16 protein-coding genes and 1 tRNA gene are annotated in these 18,101 nt (G+C 70.5%); 7 read left to right on the forward strand and 10 right to left on the reverse strand.

The genetic code is table 11. From position 1 onward, the window contains the following. Positions 1–110 precede the first annotated feature (110 nt). The 8 genes from rpoB to EUA98_RS10495 form a co-directional block, all read right to left on the reverse strand. Positions 111–3,617, reverse strand: a complete 3,507-nt coding sequence (rpoB, locus tag EUA98_RS10460; RefSeq protein ID WP_130102630.1) for a DNA-directed RNA polymerase subunit beta — start codon at positions 3,615–3,617, stop codon at positions 111–113. Between the two features lie 336 nt (positions 3,618–3,953). Then, the gene (gene rplL, locus EUA98_RS10465) at positions 3,954–4,337 is read right to left on the reverse strand and encodes a 50S ribosomal protein L7/L12 (protein WP_130102631.1); all 384 of its coding nucleotides are present in this window, start codon (positions 4,335–4,337) and stop codon (positions 3,954–3,956) included. 87 nt (positions 4,338–4,424) lie between these two features. After that, complete coding sequence (gene rplJ / locus EUA98_RS10470) at positions 4,425–4,961, reverse strand: 50S ribosomal protein L10 (protein WP_130102659.1); 537 nt, start codon at positions 4,959–4,961, stop codon at positions 4,425–4,427. Positions 4,962–5,324: 363 nt separating this feature from the next. Beyond that, complete coding sequence (gene rplA, locus EUA98_RS10475) at positions 5,325–6,047, reverse strand: 50S ribosomal protein L1 (RefSeq protein WP_130102632.1); 723 nt, start codon at positions 6,045–6,047, stop codon at positions 5,325–5,327. A gap of 137 nt (positions 6,048–6,184) precedes the next feature. Further along, positions 6,185–6,616: a 50S ribosomal protein L11 gene (rplK, locus tag EUA98_RS10480; protein WP_130102633.1), complete on the reverse strand. Its 432-nt coding sequence runs from the start codon at positions 6,614–6,616 to the stop codon at positions 6,185–6,187. Between the two features lie 78 nt (positions 6,617–6,694). Beyond that, entirely contained in the window at positions 6,695–7,468 is a 774-nt protein-coding gene (gene nusG, locus EUA98_RS10485) for a transcription termination/antitermination protein NusG (RefSeq protein ID WP_130102634.1), read from the reverse strand. Positions 7,469–7,546: 78 nt separating this feature from the next. After that, a complete protein-coding gene (gene secE, locus EUA98_RS10490; protein ID WP_165372789.1) occupies positions 7,547–7,840 on the reverse strand; it encodes a preprotein translocase subunit SecE in 294 nt (97 codons plus the stop codon). A 94-nt stretch (positions 7,841–7,934) separates the two neighbouring features. Then, a tRNA-Trp gene (locus EUA98_RS10495) sits at positions 7,935–8,007 on the reverse strand. 144 nt (positions 8,008–8,151) lie between these two features. Between EUA98_RS10495 and EUA98_RS10500 the strand changes: the two genes are divergently transcribed. The 7 genes from EUA98_RS10500 to EUA98_RS10530 all read left to right on the forward strand — a co-directional run bounded on the left by EUA98_RS10500 (position 8,152) and on the right by EUA98_RS10530 (position 15,586). Beyond that, positions 8,152–9,396 carry a pyridoxal phosphate-dependent aminotransferase gene (locus EUA98_RS10500; RefSeq protein ID WP_434063491.1) on the forward strand — a complete coding sequence of 415 codons (1,245 nt, stop codon included), beginning with the start codon at positions 8,152–8,154 and terminating at the stop codon, positions 9,394–9,396. Positions 9,397–9,446: 50 nt separating this feature from the next. Further along, positions 9,447–10,391 (forward strand): ABC transporter ATP-binding protein, encoded by a 945-nt coding sequence (locus EUA98_RS10505; protein WP_130102636.1) that lies wholly within the window; start codon positions 9,447–9,449, stop codon positions 10,389–10,391. Further along, entirely contained in the window at positions 10,388–11,239 is an 852-nt protein-coding gene (locus EUA98_RS10510; protein WP_130102637.1) for an ABC transporter permease, read from the forward strand. The genes EUA98_RS10505 and EUA98_RS10510 overlap by 4 nt, the downstream gene beginning before the upstream one ends. A 44-nt stretch (positions 11,240–11,283) precedes the next feature. Next, a complete protein-coding gene (locus EUA98_RS10515; protein ID WP_130102638.1) occupies positions 11,284–12,309 on the forward strand; it encodes an adenosine deaminase in 1,026 nt (341 codons plus the stop codon). Between the two features lie 200 nt (positions 12,310–12,509). Continuing rightward, entirely contained in the window at positions 12,510–14,159 is a 1,650-nt protein-coding gene (locus EUA98_RS10520; RefSeq protein ID WP_130102639.1) for an HNH endonuclease signature motif containing protein, read from the forward strand. A 102-nt stretch (positions 14,160–14,261) separates the two neighbouring features. Then, complete coding sequence (locus EUA98_RS10525) at positions 14,262–15,203, forward strand: hypothetical protein (protein ID WP_130102640.1); 942 nt, start codon at positions 14,262–14,264, stop codon at positions 15,201–15,203. Then, entirely contained in the window at positions 15,200–15,586 is a 387-nt protein-coding gene (locus EUA98_RS10530; protein ID WP_130102641.1) for a GntR family transcriptional regulator, read from the forward strand. Before EUA98_RS10525 ends, EUA98_RS10530 begins: the two co-directional genes overlap by 4 nt. Before the next feature lie 42 nt (positions 15,587–15,628). Here EUA98_RS10530 and EUA98_RS10535 read toward each other — a convergent pair whose 3' ends face one another. Together EUA98_RS10535 and EUA98_RS10540 are read right to left on the reverse strand one after the other, a co-directional pair. Beyond that, positions 15,629–16,822 carry a UDP-N-acetylmuramate dehydrogenase gene (locus EUA98_RS10535; protein WP_130102642.1) on the reverse strand — a complete coding sequence of 398 codons (1,194 nt, stop codon included), beginning with the start codon at positions 16,820–16,822 and terminating at the stop codon, positions 15,629–15,631. A gap of 10 nt (positions 16,823–16,832) precedes the next feature. Further along, the gene (locus EUA98_RS10540) at positions 16,833–18,098 is read right to left on the reverse strand and encodes an MFS transporter (RefSeq protein WP_130102643.1); all 1,266 of its coding nucleotides are present in this window, start codon (positions 18,096–18,098) and stop codon (positions 16,833–16,835) included. Positions 18,099–18,101 lie beyond the last annotated feature (3 nt).

Consider the following 18,101-nt stretch of genomic DNA (forward strand, 5'->3'; position numbering starts at 1 on the left):
CTTCGCTTGCCGGGTGTCCGCATTCGGCGGCCCAGCGGTGATGGAGTTTCTACGGGTGTAGGTCCCCGGCGCCGCTCCCCTTTTCAAGGGTGACGGCGCCGGGGCCGAGGTCAGATCTCTTCGACGCTGGAGGCGTTCGGCCGGCGCGACAGGTCGATGCCGAGCTCTTCCGCGGCGCGGTAGACCTCGTCGTCGTTCTCCTTCATGTCGATCGAGACACCGTCCGAGGACAGCACCTCCACATTCAGGCAGAGCGACTGCATCTCCTTGAGGAGCACCTTGAACGACTCGGGGATGCCCGAGTCGGGGATGTTCTCCCCCTTGACGATCGCCTCGTACACCTTGACGCGACCGGGGACGTCGTCCGACTTGATCGTCAGGAGCTCCTGGAGCGTGTACGCGGCGCCGTACGCCTCGAGTGCCCAGACCTCCATCTCGCCGAACCGCTGACCACCGAACTGCGCCTTACCACCCAGCGGCTGCTGCGTGATCATCGAGTACGGGCCCGTGGAACGTGCGTGGATCTTGTCGTCGACAAGGTGGTGCAGCTTCAGGATGTACATGTAGCCGACCGCGACCGGCTCCGGGAACGGCTCGCCGGAGCGACCGTCGAAGAGCCGCGCCTTGCCCGTGCCGTCGACCATGCGGTCCCCGTCACGGTTCGGGAGGGTGACCGAGAGCAGACCCGTGAGGGCATCCTCCTGGACGCCGTCGAACACCGGCGTCGCGACCGGGACACCCGGGAGCGACTTCGCGGCGATCGCCGGCACGTTCTTCTTCCAGGTCGGCTCGCCCTCGGCGAGCGTGATGTCCCAGCCCTGCTTGGCGACCCACCCGAGGTGGGTCTCCAGGACCTGGCCGACGTTCATACGCCCCGGGACACCGAGCGGGTTGAGCACGATGTCGACGGCGGTGCCGTCGGGCAGGAACGGCATGTCCTCGACCGGAAGGATCTTGGAGATGACGCCCTTGTTGCCGTGTCGACCGGCGAGCTTGTCACCGACGGTGATCTTGCGTCGCTGGGCGATGTAGACCCGGACCAGCTCGTTGACGCCGGCGGGCAGCTCGTCGCCGTCCTCACGGTTGAACGTGCGGACCTCGATGACCGTGCCGGACTCGCCGTGGGGAACCTTGAGCGACGTGTCGCGGACCTCGCGGGCCTTCTCACCGAAGATCGCCCGCAGGAGGCGCTCCTCCGGGGTGAGCTCGGTCTCGCCCTTGGGCGTGACCTTGCCGACGAGGATGTCACCGGCGCCGACCTCGGCACCGATGCGGATGATCCCGCGCTCGTCGAGGTCGGCAAGGACCTCTTCGGAGACGTTCGGGATGTCCCGCGTGATCTCCTCCGGCCCGAGCTTCGTGTCGCGGGCGTCGACCTCGTGCTCCTCGATGTGGATCGAGGACAGGACGTCGTCCTGCACGAGGCGCTCGCTGAGGATGATCGCGTCCTCGTAGTTGTGGCCTTCCCAGGACATGAAGGCCACGAGCAGGTTGCGGCCGAGCGCGAGCTCGCCCTCGTCCGTCGCGGGACCGTCGGCGAGGACGGAACCCTTCTCGACCCGGGCGCCGTCGTCGACCAGCACCCGCTGGTTGTAGGACGTGCCCTGGTTGGAGCGGCGGAACTTGGCGACCCGGTGGCTCGACGTCGTGCCGTCGTCGTTGGAGATGACGATGAGGTCGGCAGAGACCTCGGTGACGACGCCCGGCTTGGACGCCACGATCACGTCACCGGCGTCGATCGCCGCACGGCGCTCCATGCCGGTACCGACCACGGGGGCCTCGGACCGCACCAGCGGCACGGCCTGACGCTGCATGTTCGCGCCCATGAGGGCACGGTTGGCGTCGTCGTGCTCGAGGAACGGGATCAGGGCGGTCGCGACCGACACCATCTGGCGCGGCGAGACGTCCATGTAGTCGACGTCCTCGCCGGGGACGACCTCGACCTCGCCGCCCTTGGTGCGAACCAGGACGGTGGCCTCGGCGAACGCGCCGGTCGGCTTCAGCGGGGCGTTCGCCTGCGCGATGACGTAGCGGTCCTCGTCGTCGGCGGTGAGGTAGTGGACGTCGTCCGTGACCTTGCCCTTGATGACCTTGCGGTACGGGGTCTCGATGAAGCCGAACGGGTTGATCCGTCCGTACGTCGCGAGCGAACCGATCAGGCCGATGTTCGGGCCTTCCGGGGTCTCGATCGGGCACATGCGGCCGTAGTGCGAGGGGTGAACGTCACGGACCTCCATGCCGGCGCGGTCGCGGGACAGACCACCCGGGCCGAGCGCGGAGAGACGACGCTTGTGCGTCAGCCCCGCGAGCGGGTTGTTCTGGTCCATGAACTGCGACAGCTGCGAGGTCCCGAAGAACTCCTTGATCGAGGCCACCACGGGGCGGATGTTGATCAGGGTCTGCGGCGTGATCGCCTCGACGTCCTGCGTGGTCATGCGCTCGCGGACGACGCGCTCCATGCGGGACAGGCCGGTGCGGACCTGGTTCTGGATCAGCTCGCCGACCGCGCGGATGCGACGGTTGCCGAAGTGGTCGATGTCGTCGGTCTCGACGCGGATCTCGACGGCCTCGCCGGCACGCGTGCCCGGCAGGGTCGCGACGTCGGCGTGCAGGGCCGCGAGGTACTTGATGGTCGCCACGATGTCCGAGACGGCCAGGACCGACTCGCTCAGGGGGGCGTCGACGCCGAGCTTCTTGTTGACCTTGTAGCGCCCGACCTTGGCCATGTCGTAGCGCTTGGGGTTGAAGTAGAAGTTCTCCAGCAGCGCGCGGCCGGCCTCGATCGTCGGCGGCTCGCCCGGGCGGATCTTCCGGTACAGGTCGAGCAGGGCCTCGTCCTCGGTCGAGACGTGGTCCTTCTCGAGGGTGTCGATGACCGCCGGGAACTGCGCGAACTCCTCGCGGATCTGCGACTCGCTCAGGCCGAGCGCCTTGAGCAGCACGGTGACCGACTGCTTGCGCTTGCGGTCCACGCGCACGCCGACGGCGTCGCGCTTGTCGATCTCGAACTCGAGCCAGGCACCGCGGCTCGGGATGATCTTGGCGGTGAAGATGTCCTTGTCGGACGTCTTGTCGGCCGTGCGCTCGAAGTACACGCCCGGCGAACGCACCAGCTGGGAGACGACGACGCGCTCCGTGCCGTTGATGATGAACGTGCCACGCTCGGTCATGAGCGGGAAGTCGCCCATGAAGACCGTCTGGCTCTTGATCTCACCAGTGGTGTAGTTCACGAACTCGGCCGTGACGAACAGCGGCGCGGCGTAGGTGAAGTCCTTCTCCTTGCACTCCTCGGCCGTGTACTTCGACGGCTCGAAGCGGTGCTCGCGGAACGACAGCGACATGGAGCCGCCGAAGTCCTCGATCGGGGAGATCTCCTCGAAGATCTCTTCGAGACCAGCGGTCTCGGGGACGTCCTGACGCCCGGTCTCGACAGCGGAGACGACGCGCGCCTGCCACTTGTCGTTGCCGAGCAACCAGTCGAAGTTTTCCGTCTGAAGTCCGAGCAAGTCCGGAACCTCGAGCGGCTCACGGATCTTGGCGAACGAGATGCGACGGGACGCGGTGCGGTTCGCGATAGCGTCGACGGACGGAGCAGAAGGGATGCGCGAGGCAGCCAAGAGGGGTCCTTCCCTGCGGATCGAGTGCAAGCTGCGCAGGGCCCGGCGGGGCGCGACCCCCCGGCCTCGAGTCCGTCTAACATCGCGCACGACGACGTCAATTCAGGTCTCGGGTTATTCGGGGACGCGGGCACAGGCCAACGCAAAGCGCTAGCCTAGCCGGTTCCACCAAGAGTGTCCACTCCGACGGTTCGGGTGAATCTGTCAAGTGGAGTCAGGTGGAAGTGCGACGAACGAGGCCCGCACCTGGGTGCCAGGTACGGGCCTCGTCGCCATCGGTCCCCAGCTGCGGGGACCGGTTCACGCTGTCCGTGCTATCGCCCTAGGGGCGAGAGATCACTTGACCGAGACGGTGGCGCCAGCGGCCTCGAGGGCAGCCTTGGCCTTCTCGGCGACGTCCTTCGCAACGCCCTCGAGCACAACCTTGGGGGCTGCGTCGACGAGGTCCTTGGCCTCCTTGAGACCGAGGCTCGTGAGCACGCGGACCTCCTTGATGACCTGGATCTTCTTCTCGCCGATGGCCTCGAGGAGAACGTCGAACTCGGTCTGCTCCTCGGCCTCTTCGGCCTCGGCAGCGGCGCCACCGGCAGCGGCAACCGCGACGGGGGCAGCGGCGACGACGTCGAAGGTCTCCTCGAAGGCCTTCACGAAGTCGGAGAGCTCGATGAGCGTGAGCTCCTTGAATGCGTCGATGAGCTCGACGGTGCTGAGCTTCGCCATGGTGGCGTTCCTTCCGGGTTGTCTCCCGTCAGCGGGCGTGAAGCCTGCCGACGGGCGGGGTGATGGGTGCGTCTGGGCCAGAACGGCTCAGGCAGCGTCTTCTGTCGATGCCGCAGCCTGCTTCTCGCGCAGGGCGTCGATGGTGCGCACGGCCTGAGTCGCGGGCGCCGTGAAGAGGTAAGCCGCCTGGTAGAGCGACGCCTTGAAAGCGCCGGCCAGCTTGGCCAGCAGAACCTCGCGGGACTCGAGGTCCGCGAGCTTGGTGATCTCCGCAGCGGTCAGGGCGCGTCCGTCGAGGACACCACCCTTGATGATCAGTGCGGGGTTCGCCTTGGCAAAGTCACGCAGTCCCTTGGCAGCCTGAACCGGGTCACCGGTCACGAAGGCAATGGCCGAGGGGCCGGCCAGCTTGTCGTCAAGTCCGACGACGCCGGCCTGCTTGGCCGCGATTGCGGTCAGCGTGTTCTTCACCACGGCATAGGTTGCGTTACCGCTGAGCGCGCGCCGCAGCTGCTTGAGCTGGGCGACGGTGAGCCCGCGGTACTCGGTCAGCACGGCCGCGTTCGAGCTGCGGAACTGATCCGTGAGCTCTGCGACTGCGGCTGCCTTGTCCGGCCTCGCCATGGCAATCCTTCCGGTGGTTTTGCCACCGGGCGTCGCGTCCACCCCGAAAACAACGAAGAGCCCCGCGCAGGCGCGGGGCTCGGTGCCGCACTGATGCGACGCGAACTCTCACCTACGCTGGACCCCGCTGATGCGGGACTTCGGTGAGCCACCACTCAATTTCGAGTCATGGCCGACGACCGGCGGTCTTGGGCAGGTATGAGAGTACGGCACCGCGCGGGTGAGGCCAAATCCGCCCGACCGCAGCGCACGCCCTCGTCGTCCCCGGGCGGTGTCCCGGGTGCGGAGATGCCGCAGGGGGACGCAGCAGGGCCCGGCGACCGAGGTCGCCGGGCCCTGCGTGTCACTCAGGTGGGGACGAGGTCAGGCGACCTCGGCCTCCTCCTCGGTGAGGTTCCGCGTCTTGTTCTGGTCGACCAAGATGCCGGGGCCGTTCGTGGTCGCCATCGTCGCCTTCGAGATGTAGCGACCCTTGGAGGCCGACGGCTTGAGCCGCAGGACCTCTTCGAGCGCCGCGCTGTAGTTCTCCACGAGCTGCACATCGGTGAAGGAGACCTTGCCGATGATGAAGTGCAGGTTGGAGTGCTTGTCCACGCGGAACTCGATCTTTCCGCCCTTGATCTCGTTGACGGCCTTCGCGACGTCCATCGTCACCGTGCCGGTCTTCGGGTTCGGCATGAGTCCGCGCGGACCCAGGACCTTCCCGAGACGCCCGACCTTGCCCATGAGGTCCGGGGTCGCGACGGCGGAGTCGAAGTCCGTGAAACCGGCCGCGACGCGCTCGATGAGCTCGTCACCACCGACGATGTCCGCGCCGGCCGCACGCGCCTGCTCGGCACGCTCACCCGTGGCGAAGACCAGGACCCGAGCGGTCTTGCCGGTGCCGTGCGGAAGGTTGACGGTGCCGCGGACCATCTGGTCGGCCTTGCGGGGGTCGATCCCGAGGCGGAACGCGACCTCGACGGTCGCGTCGAACTTCGCGACGGACGTCGCCTGGGCCAGGCGCACGGCCGCGAGGGGCGTGTACGCGTAGTCCTTCTCGATCTTCTCGGCGGCGGCCTGGTAGGCCTTGCTGCGCTTGCTCATCGCTGCTCCTTGTTGCAGTTGTGGTCTGCGGGCCAGCGCGGCCCTGCCACACCCGGTGCTGACGTCCAGCACCGGTCGTGCTCGTTCATGCGTCGCCCGGGACTCTTCGCCCGAGCGGTCCGATCATGCTGCGTGGGTCAGCCTGCGACCGTGATGCCCATGGAGCGGGCGGTGCCGGCGATGATCTTCTCGGCGGCGGCGATGTCGTTGGCGTTGAGGTCCTCGAGCTTGGTCGTCGCGATCTCACGCACCTGCTCGGCCGTCAGCGTCGCAACCTTGACGGTGTGCGGCGTCGGCGAGCCCTTGGCGACTCCGGCGGCCTTCTTGATGAGCTCCGCGGCCGGCGGGGTCTTGGTGATGAAGGTGAAGGAGCGGTCCTCGTAGACAGTGATCTCTACGGGGATGACGTTCCCGCGCTGCGACTCGGTCGCGGCGTTGTACGCCTTGCAGAATTCCATGATGTTGACGCCGTGCTGGCCCAGGGCGGGGCCGATGGGCGGTGCCGGCGTGGCGGCCCCAGCCTTGATCTGGAGCTTGATCAGGCCGGAGACCTTCTTCTTCGGGGGCATTTCGGGTCCTTGCTTCGGTGAACGGTGACGTGCACTGCCGACGACGTCGCGCGACGGCGTCGGGCCTGGTCGGTCAGGTCAGATCTTGGCGACCTGGCTGAACGACAGCTCGACCGGGGTCTCCCGGCCGAAGATCGAAACGAGCACCTTGAGCTTCTGGCTCTCGGCGTTGATCTCGGAGATCGAGGCGGGCAGCGTGTCGAACGGCCCGTCGGTCACGGTGACGGACTCGCCCACCGTGAAGTCGACCTTGATCTCGCTCGCGGCCTTGGCGGCAGCAGCAGCTGCCTGCGTCTTGGGCGCGAGAGTCGGGGCGAGCATCGAGAAGACCTCGTCCAGCGTGAGCGGGACCGGCTGGTGGGTGTGGCCCACGAAGCCGGTGACCCCGGGCGTGTGGCGCACGGCGCCCCACGACTCGTCGGTGAGGTCCATGCGGACCAGGACGTACCCGGGGATCCGGACGCGGCGCACGATCTTGCGCTGCGCGTTCTTGATCTCCGTGACCTCCTCCATGGGGACCTCCACCTGGTGGATGTAGTCCTCCATGTTCAGGCTCTGGGTGCGGTTCTCCAGGTTGGCCTTCACGCGGTTCTCGTACCCGGCGTAGGAGTGCACGACGAACCAGTCGCCGGGGAGGCGCCGCAGCTCGGACTTGAACTCCTCGATCGGGTCGAGCTCGACCTCGACCTCGTCCTCGGCGGGCGCGGACTCCTCGTCCTGCGCGGCCTCGACGTCCTCGGCGACGACCTCGTCGACGTCGGCCTCGACGGCCGTCTCAACCGCCTCGACCGACGCGAGGCTGTCCTCGAGGTTCGCCTCCACGGCGGGCGACTCCTGCGACTCCTGCGACACGTCCGGACCTGCTTTCTTCAAAGAACTTCATTCATGAACACGACTGACGAACCGACCTGGCGCGAGCGGACCGACCGCTCAGCCGCCGAACACCCACAGCGTGATCCGCCCGATGATCAGGTCGATCCCCGTCACGAAAGCCATCACGACGAGCACGAAGACGAGGACGACCGTGGTGTAGGTCACGAGCTCCGAGCGAGTCGGGCGGACGACCTTCTTGAGCTCCGCGACGACCTGGCGGAGGAACAACGCGATCCGGGCGAACAGGCTCGCCTTGGGGGCGTCCTTCGATGAACCACTGCGGGCAGGCGCATGACGCTCAGCGGCCGCGCCATCGGCGCCAGACGCCGCAGCGGGTGCGGAATCGCTCACAGTGGGTCCCTCGGTCTCGTGTTTCGTGGTCTTCATCGGTGCAAGGCCAGACCGACCGATCGAGTGATCGGTTGGCCTGGCGTCACCTCGTTCGCAGGGCAGGCGAGACTCGAACTCGCAACCGCCGGTTTTGGAGACCGGTGCGCTACCAATTGCGCCACTGCCCTTCGGTGGCCCGATCCGTCATGACCCCTTGGCATCCGATTCGAGCGACGAACCTGCTCGCGGGCACCACTGATCATGGCGGACGTCAACCACCGGTGGATCACTGTACGCGAGGACCCGGCAGCGGTCGAACCAGCCATGCCAAGATGGAACCCGTGAGCGAAACGAACCAGCCCGGTGCCCCGATGTCCGCCAAACCGCGCGTCTCCGCACGTCTTGCGGCGATCGCCGAGTCCGCGACGCTCGCGGTCGACGCCAAGGCCAAGGCGTTGAAGGCCGCCGGGAGGCCCGTGATCGGGTTCGGCGCGGGCGAGCCGGACTTCCCCACGCCCGAGTACATCGTCGACGCCGCCGCGGCCGCGTGCCGGGTGCCGGCCAACCACCACTACACGCCGGCCGCGGGCCTGCCCGCCCTGAAGCAGGCGATCGCCGCCAAGACGCTGCGTGACTCCGGCTACGAGGTGTCGCCGGCGTCCGTGCTCGTCACCAACGGTGGCAAGCAGGCGGTGTACCAGGCGTTCGCCGCGATCGTCGACCCGGGCGACGAGGTCCTCCTCCCCGCGCCGTACTGGACGACCTACCCGGAGGCGATCCGGCTCGCGGGCGGGGTTCCCGTCGAGGTCTTCGCCGGGGTCGACCAGGGCTACCTGGTCACCGTCGAGCAGCTCGAGGCCGCCCGCACGCCGGCGACCAAGGCGCTGCTGTTCTGCTCGCCGTCCAACCCGACCGGCGCGGTCTACTCCCCCGCGCAGACGGCCGCCATCGGGCAGTGGGCGCTCGAGCACGGGATCTGGGTCATCACCGACGAGATCTACGAGCACCTCACCTACGACGACGCGGTCTTCACCCCTATCGTGCGCGCGGTGCCCGCGCTCGCCGACACCACGATCGTGCTCAACGGGGTCGCCAAGACCTACGCGATGACCGGCTGGCGGGTGGGCTGGATGATCGCGCCGACCGACGTCATCAAGGCCGCGACCAACCTGCAGTCGCACCTGACGTCCAACGTCTCCAACGTCTCTCAGCACGCGGCGATCGCCGCGCTCACCGGGGACCTGTCCGCCGTCGCGGCGATGCGGACGGCGTTCGACCGCCGTCGGCGCACGATGGTCGAGATGCTCTCGGCGATCGACGGTGTCGTGTGCCCGATGCCGCAGGGCGCGTTCTACGCCTACCCGAGCGTCGAGGGCGTCCTCGGTCGCACGATCCGCGGGGTGACCCCGACGACGTCGGCCGAGCTGGCGACCCTGATCCTCGAGACCGTCGAGGTCGCGGTCGTCCCGGGCGAGGCGTTCGGGCCGAGCGGCTTCCTGCGGCTGTCCTACGCGCTCGGCGACGACGACCTGATCGAGGGCGTCTCGCGCATCCAGGCGCTGCTGCGCGAGGGGTAGCTGCGCGAGAAGTCACTGCATCGGCGGGGTCCAACTGCCAAGGTGGTGCCATGACTGATCCCGACTTTGCCGTCGAGGTACACGACCTGCGCAAACGCTACGGCGACAAGCAGGCCGTCGACGGCCTCGACCTGTCCGTCCACCGGGGCGAGATCTTCGCCGTGCTCGGCCCGAACGGGGCCGGCAAGACGACGACCGTCGAGATCCTCGAGGGGTTCCGGAACCGGGACGGCGGGTCGGTGAGCGTGCTCGGCGCCGACCCCGCGACCGCGGATCGCGCCTGGCGGTCGCGGATCGGGATCGTGCTCCAGACGGCGAACGACCAGGCGGAGCTCACCGTCCACGAGCTGGTGCACCACTTCGCCCGCTACTACCCCCATCCGCGTGACCCGGACGAGGTGATCGAGTCCGTCGGGCTGTCGGAGAAGGCGGGGACCCGAACACGGCAGCTCTCCGGGGGCCAGCGCCGCCGGCTCGACGTCGCACTAGGAATCGTCGGGAACCCGGAGCTGCTCTTCCTCGACGAGCCGACGACGGGGTTCGACCCGGAGGCCCGCCACTCGTTCTGGGACCTCCTGGACGGCCTGCGCGACACCGGTACCACCGTGCTGCTCACGACCCACTACCTCGACGAGGCCGAGCACCTGGCCGACCGGGTCGCCGTCGTGCGCGACGGACAGGTGATCGCGCTCGACACCCCCGCGAACCTCGGTGGGCGCAACGCCCGCCGCGCGATCGTGCGCTGGACCGAGCAGTCGGCCGGCGGCGGGCCCGTGCATCACCGCGAGCAGCGCACCGACACCCCGACGGCGTTCGTGCGCGACCTCGCGACCCGGGCTGCCGTCGACGGCGAGGTGCCGGGGCTGCAGGTGGTGCGTCCGAGCCTTGAGGACGTCTATCTCGGGATGATCGGGGAGGTTCCCGCCGTCGAACCGCCACCGGACGGCCGGCCGAGGACCGCCGACAAGGACGACCAGATGGAGGACGTCCGATGACCACCTCGACCGACCGGGTCGGTCCCGGATCGACCACCCTGCCGAGCACGCTCGCGCTGGGGCTCGCCCGGGTGGGCCTCGAGATGCGGCAGTTCTTCCGCGAGCGGGACGCGGTCGTGTTCATCTTCGCGTACCCCGTGATCATGCTCGGGATCTTCGCGACAGTCTTCGGGCAGGACGGCGGCACGGTGGGCCCACCGCCCGGCATCCCGTTCGCGCAGTACTTCCTGCCCGGCATGATCGCCACCGGCGTGATGCTCTCGAGCTTCCAGAACCTCGCGACCTCGATCGCTGTCGAACGGGATGACGGCGCCCTCAAACGTCTGCGTGGCACCCCGATGCCGGCCACGTCGTACTTCCTGGGGAAGATCGGGCAGGTCTTGGTGACCTCGCTCGTGCAGACGGCGCTGCTGCTCGTCGTCGCAGCGACGCTCTTCGACGTGCCGATGCCGACGACCGCCTCGGCCTGGGCCACGTTCGCGTGGGTCTTCCTGCTCGGCACCGCGACCGGTTGCGTGTGCGGCATCGGGTTCTCGTCGGTCCCCCGGTCGGGAAAGTCCGCGAGCGCGGTGGTGGTCCCGGTCGTCCTGATCCTGCAGTTCATCTCCGGGGTGTTCTTCCAGTACGACTCGCTCCCTACCTGGATGCAGAACCTCGCGGCGGTCTTCCCCCTCAAATGGATCGCGCAGGGCATGCGCTCGGCCTTCTTCCCCGCGAGCGCCGAGGCGGGTGAGGTCGGCGGCTCGTGGCAGCACCCCGCCACCGCAGCCGTCCTGATCGTGTGGCTCGTGGTCGGGCTGGTGGTCGGCGTGCGCAAGTTCCGGTGGCAACGGCGCGACGACAGCTGATCCGCCGCCCGACCGGCGGCGCCATGCCTGGCAGACTCACGGGCGTGCGCGACCTGACACTGCTCCCGAAGGCGCACCTCCACCTGCACTTCACCGGGTCCATGCGGGTCGCGACGCTCGCCGACCTCGCCCAGGACGCCAGGGTCCGGCTGCCGGCCGCGCTGCTCGACGGCGACCCCGTCCGGCTGGCGTTCGACGAGCGCGGCTGGTTCCGGTTCCAGCGCCTGTACGACGCCGCGAGGACCCTCGTGCGCTCGGAGTCCGTGATGCGCCGGGTCGTGGCGGAGGCAGCGGCCGACGACGCCGCCGAGGGGTCCGGCCGCCTGGAGATCCAGGTCGACCCGACCTCGTACGCGCCGTTCGTCGGTGGGATCACCCCGGCGCTCGAGATCGTGCTGGACGCCGCGCGCGAGGCGAGCGCCACCACAGGGGTCGAGGTCGCCGTCGTCGTCGCGTCCTCCCGGATGCGGCACCCGCTCGAGGCGCGCACGCTGGCGCGGCTCGCGGCGCGGTACGCGGGCGACGGCCCCGGTGAGGTGGTGGGTTTCGGGTTGAGCAACGACGAGCGTCGGGGCGAGACCGCCGACTTCGCCGCGGCGTTTCGGATCGCCCGGCGCGCGGGCCTCGCGTCGGTGCCCCACGGCGGGGAGCTGCTCGGTCCGGCGCACGTCGAGGACGTCCTCGATCACCTGCGGCCCGACCGGCTGGGCCACGGCGTGCGGTCAGCCGAGGACCCGCGTGTGCTGGACCGCATCGTGGCCGACGGCGTCGCGCTCGAGATCTGCCCGGCGTCGAACGTCTCGCTCGGGGTCTATGCCGAGACCGCGCAGGTGCCGCTGCGGGTGCTCGTCGACGCCGGCGCGACGATCGCCCTGGGTGCCGACGACCCGCTGCTGTTCGGCTCGAGGCTGGTGGCCCAGTACCAGGTCGCCCGGGACGAGCTGGGGTTCTCCGACCCCGAGCTCGCCGAGCTGGCCCGGGGCTCCATCCGGGCGTCGCGGGCGTCGGCCGGCACGACGGCGCGGCTGCTCGCCGGGGTCGACGCGTGGCTCGCCCGCGACCCGGGGTGAGTGGGTGGCTCGGGTGATGGTGGGGGCGGTCGCAGGGGTCCGCGGATCGTCGGGATGACCTGCGTCGAGACTGGTGGTGATCAGTTCTGCCGAACCCCTTGACGGTTTAGTCCTGGTTCGGGTAGCATTAGCACAGGCGTTCGAGGACGAGCACCTACGCAGTTGTTGGGGATGCGACTCGACGGCGACAGGGGGCAGCTGTGGACGCGACTGCGGCCGACGACGTCGCGACGGGCGGACTGGTCGGGCCAGCCGGGCACGTCGGTGCGGCCGGTCCATGCGTGGCCCGTCGGCACATGGCCGACCTCCAGGCCGCTGCCGCACTGCTGGCCGCTGACAGCTCCGGCGCCACCGAGTGGTCGGGCCCGGACCGCCATGCGGTGTTCGCCGACCTCACCCGCACCATCGACGCGCTCACCGCCACCCGCGCCGCCGTCCTGATCGCCGAACGCGACGCCGACACCTGGCGCGGCCACGGCGACCCCGACCTGAGCGGCTGGGCAGGCCGCGTCTCGCGCCTCGGCAAACACGGCGGCACCGCCCAGGTGCGCCAGGCGACCGAGCTCGACACCGTCCCGGACGTCGTGGTCGCGGTCACCGAGGGCCGGATCCCGCTCGAGCACGCCACGATCATCGCCAAGATCGCCTCCGCCGGCACCCCCGCCCAGCGCGATGCCGCCACCTCGACCTCCGGCCAGGAAGCCCTCGTCGAGCTCGCCGAGACCCAGGACGCCGGCACGTTCGGCAAGACCGCCGACCGGTGGGCCGCCACGCTCGACCCCGAGGGCCTCGAGCGTGACCACCAGGCCCAGTACCGCGCGCGCTACTTCCAGGTGTCCACCGGCCCGAACGGCTCCCACCTCAAAGGGCTCCTCGACGCGATCACCGGGCAGAAGCTCACCCTCGCACTGGAAGCCGTCGCCGGGCGCCCCGGCATCAACGACGACCGTGACTTCGGCCAGCGCAACGCCGACGCGCTGACCTCCCTCGCGCTCGCCGCCCTCGGCGACCCCACCACGAAACCCGGCGCCCACGTCCCGCCGCAGATCTCGCTGATCCTGACGGAGGCCACCTGGATCGCCGCCCAGGCCGACCGCGAACGGCGCCGCGCCTCGCTGACGACCTTCGGGTTCCTCGGCACCGTCGAGCCCGGGCTCGACGGTGACGACACCCGCTCCTCGGAACCGGGGCGCGACGGCGGCGACCACCGGACGCCGAGCACCCCCGCCAGCGGAGTGCCCGCGGAGCCCGGGGAGCCCGGGGAGGCCGCCGGGGAAGCCGGGGAAGCCGCCGACGGTCAGCGCGCGAACGGGGAACCCGCGAGCTACGCACCCGCGACCCTCGAGGACGGCACACCCGTGGCGGCCAGCGAGCTCAGCCAGCTGATGTGCGACTGCGAGCTGACCCGGATCGTGGTCAACGCCGACGGCGTCCCGCTCGACCTCGGCCGGACCGAACGGCTGTTCACCGGCCCCCAACGCAAGGCCGTCATCGCCCGAGACCGCGAGTGCGCCGTGCCCGGCTGCACTGCCCACGCCCGCTGGTGCAACATCCACCACCTCGCGTGGTGGACCCGCGACGGCGGAGTGACCTCCGTGGAAAACGGCGTCCTGCTGTGCAACTTCCATCACCACGAGGTGCACCGGCTCGACCTCACCCTCACCCGCCACACCCTCGCGCGCGGGACCGGGCCCGGGCCCGGGCCCGGCGACACCATCGCGCGCGTGCGCTACGAATTCCACGACCGAGCGGGCCGACCCGTCTGGACGACCAGAGACCGAGTTCCCCGGCGGGATCCGGGTCAAGATCCGGGTCGAGATCCCGATCTCCTGGACTTCCTCGTCGCCTGACCGTTCGATCGGTGTGATGCGGCGGGCTCTCGGCGTCCTGTTGACAGGCGTCGCCGTCTGGATCATTGTATCAATGAACCAGTACATTAATCCTTGCCACTCGTGAGCGGACCCGGAGGTCCCCCGATGCACCTCGTCGTCGTCCTGGCGGTCGTCAGCCTTCCCCTCGTGATCGGCGCGACCCTGATCGCGGTCCTCGCGCGGCGACCCGACCCTGCCCCCTCCGATGCTGCGGCGGCCGCTCGCCGGCATGCTGGCGCAGTCAACGTGCTGGCGCTGATCTGCCTGTTCGCCAGCATGGCCGTCGGGCTCGGTGTCCTGACCGGATCGTCCGCCGACGGCCGACAGGGCATCTACCTCGGTCTGGTCCCCGCCGCTGCCGGGCTCGCGTTCGCGGCCGTGCAGGGCCTCGGCGAGCTCACCTGGCCCCGACCCAGCGGGACGATCCGACGGGCACCCCTGACGCGCCGGACAACGTCCGATGTCGCACCAGGCCGGCTGCGACGTGCCACCTGGTGCTGGTCGGCCCTCACCGCCGTCACGCTCGTCGCGTGCGGTGCGGCGTCCGATGACGGGCGCGGGATCACGCGCACGTTCACCGACGGCAGCGCGGGGGCAGGCCCCTTCCCCGGCTGGTTCTACGGCGTCCCGCTGCTCCTGGCAACGACCGCTGTCCTGCTCGCGAGCGAGACCGTGCTGGGCCTGGTCGCCAGGCGGCCCGCGGTGATGGACGCGGCACCCGAGTGGGATCTCGGGCTGCGCCGGACGTCGTCCCGTCGGCTGCTCCGCGGCGTCCAGCTCGTGCTCGGTTGGACGGCGGCCGGAGTGCTGTTCATCGCCGGCGCGGCTGTGCACTCCGTCGGCGTCGGCGGTTCGGCGAACGGGATCGCGACGGGAGCCGCGGGCTATGCCGCGGTCGGGATCGCGTCGATGGTGCTGGGCGTCGTCGCGTGGCTCGGGAGCACCGCGGCGGTGTTCCTGCCCGCCCGACCCGTCGTGGCCGACGGCGCGGCCGCGCTGAGCCCGCACGGCCTGCTCGCATGAGCATGCAGATCGAGATCGACCTGGCGTCGGGCGTGCCGCCCTACGAGCAGATCAGGTCACAGGTGGTCGCCCACGCGTCGGCCGGACGGCTGCGCGCCGGGGATCGGCTGCCGACCATTCGCGCGCTCGCGGTCGACCTCGGGGTGGCCGCCGGGACGGTCGCGCGGGCCTACCGCGAGCTGGAGACGAGCGGGGTCGTGGTGACGCGTCGGCGGACCGGAACTGTCGTGGCGGACGGGGCGCCCGCGACCGACGTCGGGCTCGGCCGGGCTGCGGCAGAGTTTGTCGCTGCCGCGCGGGCCCGGGGCCTCACGGACGAAGCCGTCGTCGATCTCGTGCGTGGCACCTTGCTGACGCCGCTGGGCGACGGGCGGTCCGGGTAGGCCGGCGGTCCAGGTGGACCGGACCAGCCCCCCTCGCGAGGGTTACGACTCGTCCAGCGAGCAGCCGACCAGAACCGGTTCGGGCTCGAGGACGACCCCGAACGCCGACTGCACGCCGTCGCGCACCACCCGGGCGAGCGCGAGCAGCTCGGCGGTGGTGCCGTCGCCTCGGTTCGTCAGGGCCAGGACGTGCTTGGTCGACAGGCCGACCGTCCCCGGCAGCCCGAAGCTGCGGCCGAACCCGGCGTGCTCGATCAGCCACGCGGCACTGGTCTTGGTCAGCCCTGCCTCGACCTCCTGGGCGTGCGGTCCGGACGACCGCGCGGGACGACCGGACTGGACCGGGTACCGCGGCGCGGTGGCGGGCAGAGCGGCGGCCTGGTCGACGTCGAGGATCGGGTTCGTGAAGAACGAGCCGGCGCTCCACGTGTCGGGGTCGTCGGCGTCGAGCACCATGCCCTTGCCGCGGCGCAGCTCGAGCACGGCCGCGCGCACGTCGGGCGTCCGGGCGCGCTCGCCCACGGCGACGTCGAGCCGCCGCGCAAGCTCGGGGTAGCCGATGGGCGCGGACAGGTCGCCGAGGTACATCTGCAGGCTCAGGTCGAGCACGACGAATCGCGGGGTCGGGCCCCACGGGGTGCCGGGCGCGGTCAGCGAGCGCTTGAGCACCGAGGTGCGGTACCCGAACGCCAGGTCGACCAGCGGGAGCGTGCGCACGCGCGACTGCTCGCGGTCCCAGACCCGCACGGACGCCACCACCCCGGCGAGCTCCTGGCCGTACGCGCCGATGTTCTGCACCGGCGCCGCACCGGCGGACCCGGGGATCCCGGCGAGCGCCTCGACCCCGATCCAGCCCTCGGCGACCGCCCGCGCGACGACGTCGTCCCAGACCGCGCCGGCCGGGACCGTGATGCTCGCCCCGCCGCAGGTGTCCGCAGCCTCGATCTCGAGCCCCCGGCGCGCATCGCGCACAACGACGCCGGGGAAGCCGCCGTCGGCCACCACGAGGTTCGAGCCGCCACCGATGACGAGCAGCGGCTCCCCCGCAGCGTCGGCGCTGCGCACGGTCTCGATCAGATCGGCCTCGGTCGACGTCTCGACGAACCGCCCGACCGGCCCCCCGAGGCGCAGGGTCGTGAGCTCGGCCAGGTGCCGGCCGCCGGACCCAGCGACAGCCGGATCGGCAGCAGCATCAGCATCGGCAGAAGCGGCGTCGGGGAGGGCGGGGAGACTCATGGCGCCCAGGCTACGCGGGGCGCCCGGGGTTGCCCTGACCGCCGGCCGCCGTCGGCAGGGGTGCCGCGGCCGGGAGCACGAACAGCCCGATGACCACCGGCACGGCAATCGCGAGCAGGGCGTGCCGGTACCCGACGTGCGCCGCGAGCAGGCCGAGCAGCGGCGGACCGGCGAGGAAGGCGGTGTAGCCGATCGTCGACACGACACTCACCCGCGCAGCGGCCCGGACCGGGTCGTCGCTCGCGGCGCTCATGCCGACCGGGAAGCCGAGCGCGGCCCCCGCCCCCCACAGCACGACCCCGACAAGCGCGAACGGCAGGCTGGGGACCAGGCCGAAGATCAGCAGGCCGACGATCGAGAGCACCGCGCACAGCCGCAGCACCGGCACGCGTCCGTAGCGGTCGAGCAGCCCGGTGCCGAGCAGCCGCATGGCCGTCATCGCGGTGACGAACAGGCCGAAGGTCAGGGCGCCGGCTGCGTGGGTCTGGTCGAAGCCATCGACGACGGCAAGGCCGACCCAGTCGTTGGCCGACCCCTCGGTGAGGGCCGCGGCGAGCACGACCAGGCCGATGAGGAGCGTGCGGGGCTCGAGCCAGGCGCCGAACGCGTGCCGGGCGCGCGCGACGTCGGGCAGGGCATCGGCGGGTGACAGCGGGGCGCCGGGGGTCACGTCGGCCTCGGCGCTCGCCGGCAGGAACGAGCGGACCGCCCACAGGACACCCAGGAAGCTCACGCCCAGCGCGACCGCGAGGTGGCCGAGCACGGGGGCGTGGAGGTAGGCCGCGAGCGCACCGACGGCCGCCCCGGCCATCGTGCCGAACGAGAAGCCCGCGTGGAAGCGCGGCATGATCGCCTTGCCGAGCCGCTGCTCGACGGCCGCGCCCTCGATGTTCATCGCCGCGTCCCACACCCCGGTGCCGACGCCGAACAGGACCAGGCCCGCGCCGACCACCACGAGCTGGTCGAACGCGACCCCGGTCGCGGCGACCAGCAGACCGGCGGTGTTCGCGGCGGCGAACAGGACCACCGTCCGGGCCGCGCCGAGGCGCATGACGACGATCCCCGCCAACGGCAGGGCCAGGAGCGAGCCGATCGAGCCGACCAGCAGCAGGACGCCGATCTGGGCGGGAGACAGCGCGAGCGCGTCCCGGACCGCCGGGATGCGGGACGCCCAGTTGGCGAAGTTGAAGCCGTTCAGCACGAACACGGCGAAGACCGCGATCGTGGCGGCGCGCACGGTCGTGTCGACCGGCCGACCCGCGGAGCTCTCGGTCATGTT

It is taken from the genome of Pengzhenrongella frigida, assembly GCF_004168625.1.
Taxonomy (GTDB): Bacteria; Actinomycetota; Actinomycetes; order Actinomycetales; family Cellulomonadaceae; genus Pengzhenrongella; species Pengzhenrongella frigida.

Coding starts and splice junctions, on each gene's coding strand:
- rplL (WP_130102631.1), bottom strand. CDS start 4,337: ATGGCGAAGCTCAGCACCGTCGAGCTCATCGACGCATTCAAGGAGCTC.
- EUA98_RS10505 (WP_130102636.1), top strand. CDS start 9,447: ATGACTGATCCCGACTTTGCCGTCGAGGTACACGACCTGCGCAAACGC.
- EUA98_RS10510 (WP_130102637.1), top strand. CDS start 10,388: ATGACCACCTCGACCGACCGGGTCGGTCCCGGATCGACCACCCTGCCG.
- EUA98_RS10540 (WP_130102643.1), bottom strand. CDS start 18,098: ATGACCGAGAGCTCCGCGGGTCGGCCGGTCGACACGACCGTGCGCGCC.
- rplK (WP_130102633.1), bottom strand. CDS start 6,616: ATGCCCCCGAAGAAGAAGGTCTCCGGCCTGATCAAGCTCCAGATCAAG.
- rplA (WP_130102632.1), bottom strand. CDS start 6,047: ATGAGCAAGCGCAGCAAGGCCTACCAGGCCGCCGCCGAGAAGATCGAG.
- EUA98_RS10535 (WP_130102642.1), bottom strand. CDS start 16,822: ATGAGTCTCCCCGCCCTCCCCGACGCCGCTTCTGCCGATGCTGATGCT.
- EUA98_RS10530 (WP_130102641.1), top strand. CDS start 15,200: ATGAGCATGCAGATCGAGATCGACCTGGCGTCGGGCGTGCCGCCCTAC.
- EUA98_RS10500 (WP_434063491.1), top strand. CDS start 8,152: ATGGAACCCGTGAGCGAAACGAACCAGCCCGGTGCCCCGATGTCCGCC.
- rplJ (WP_130102659.1), bottom strand. CDS start 4,961: ATGGCGAGGCCGGACAAGGCAGCCGCAGTCGCAGAGCTCACGGATCAG.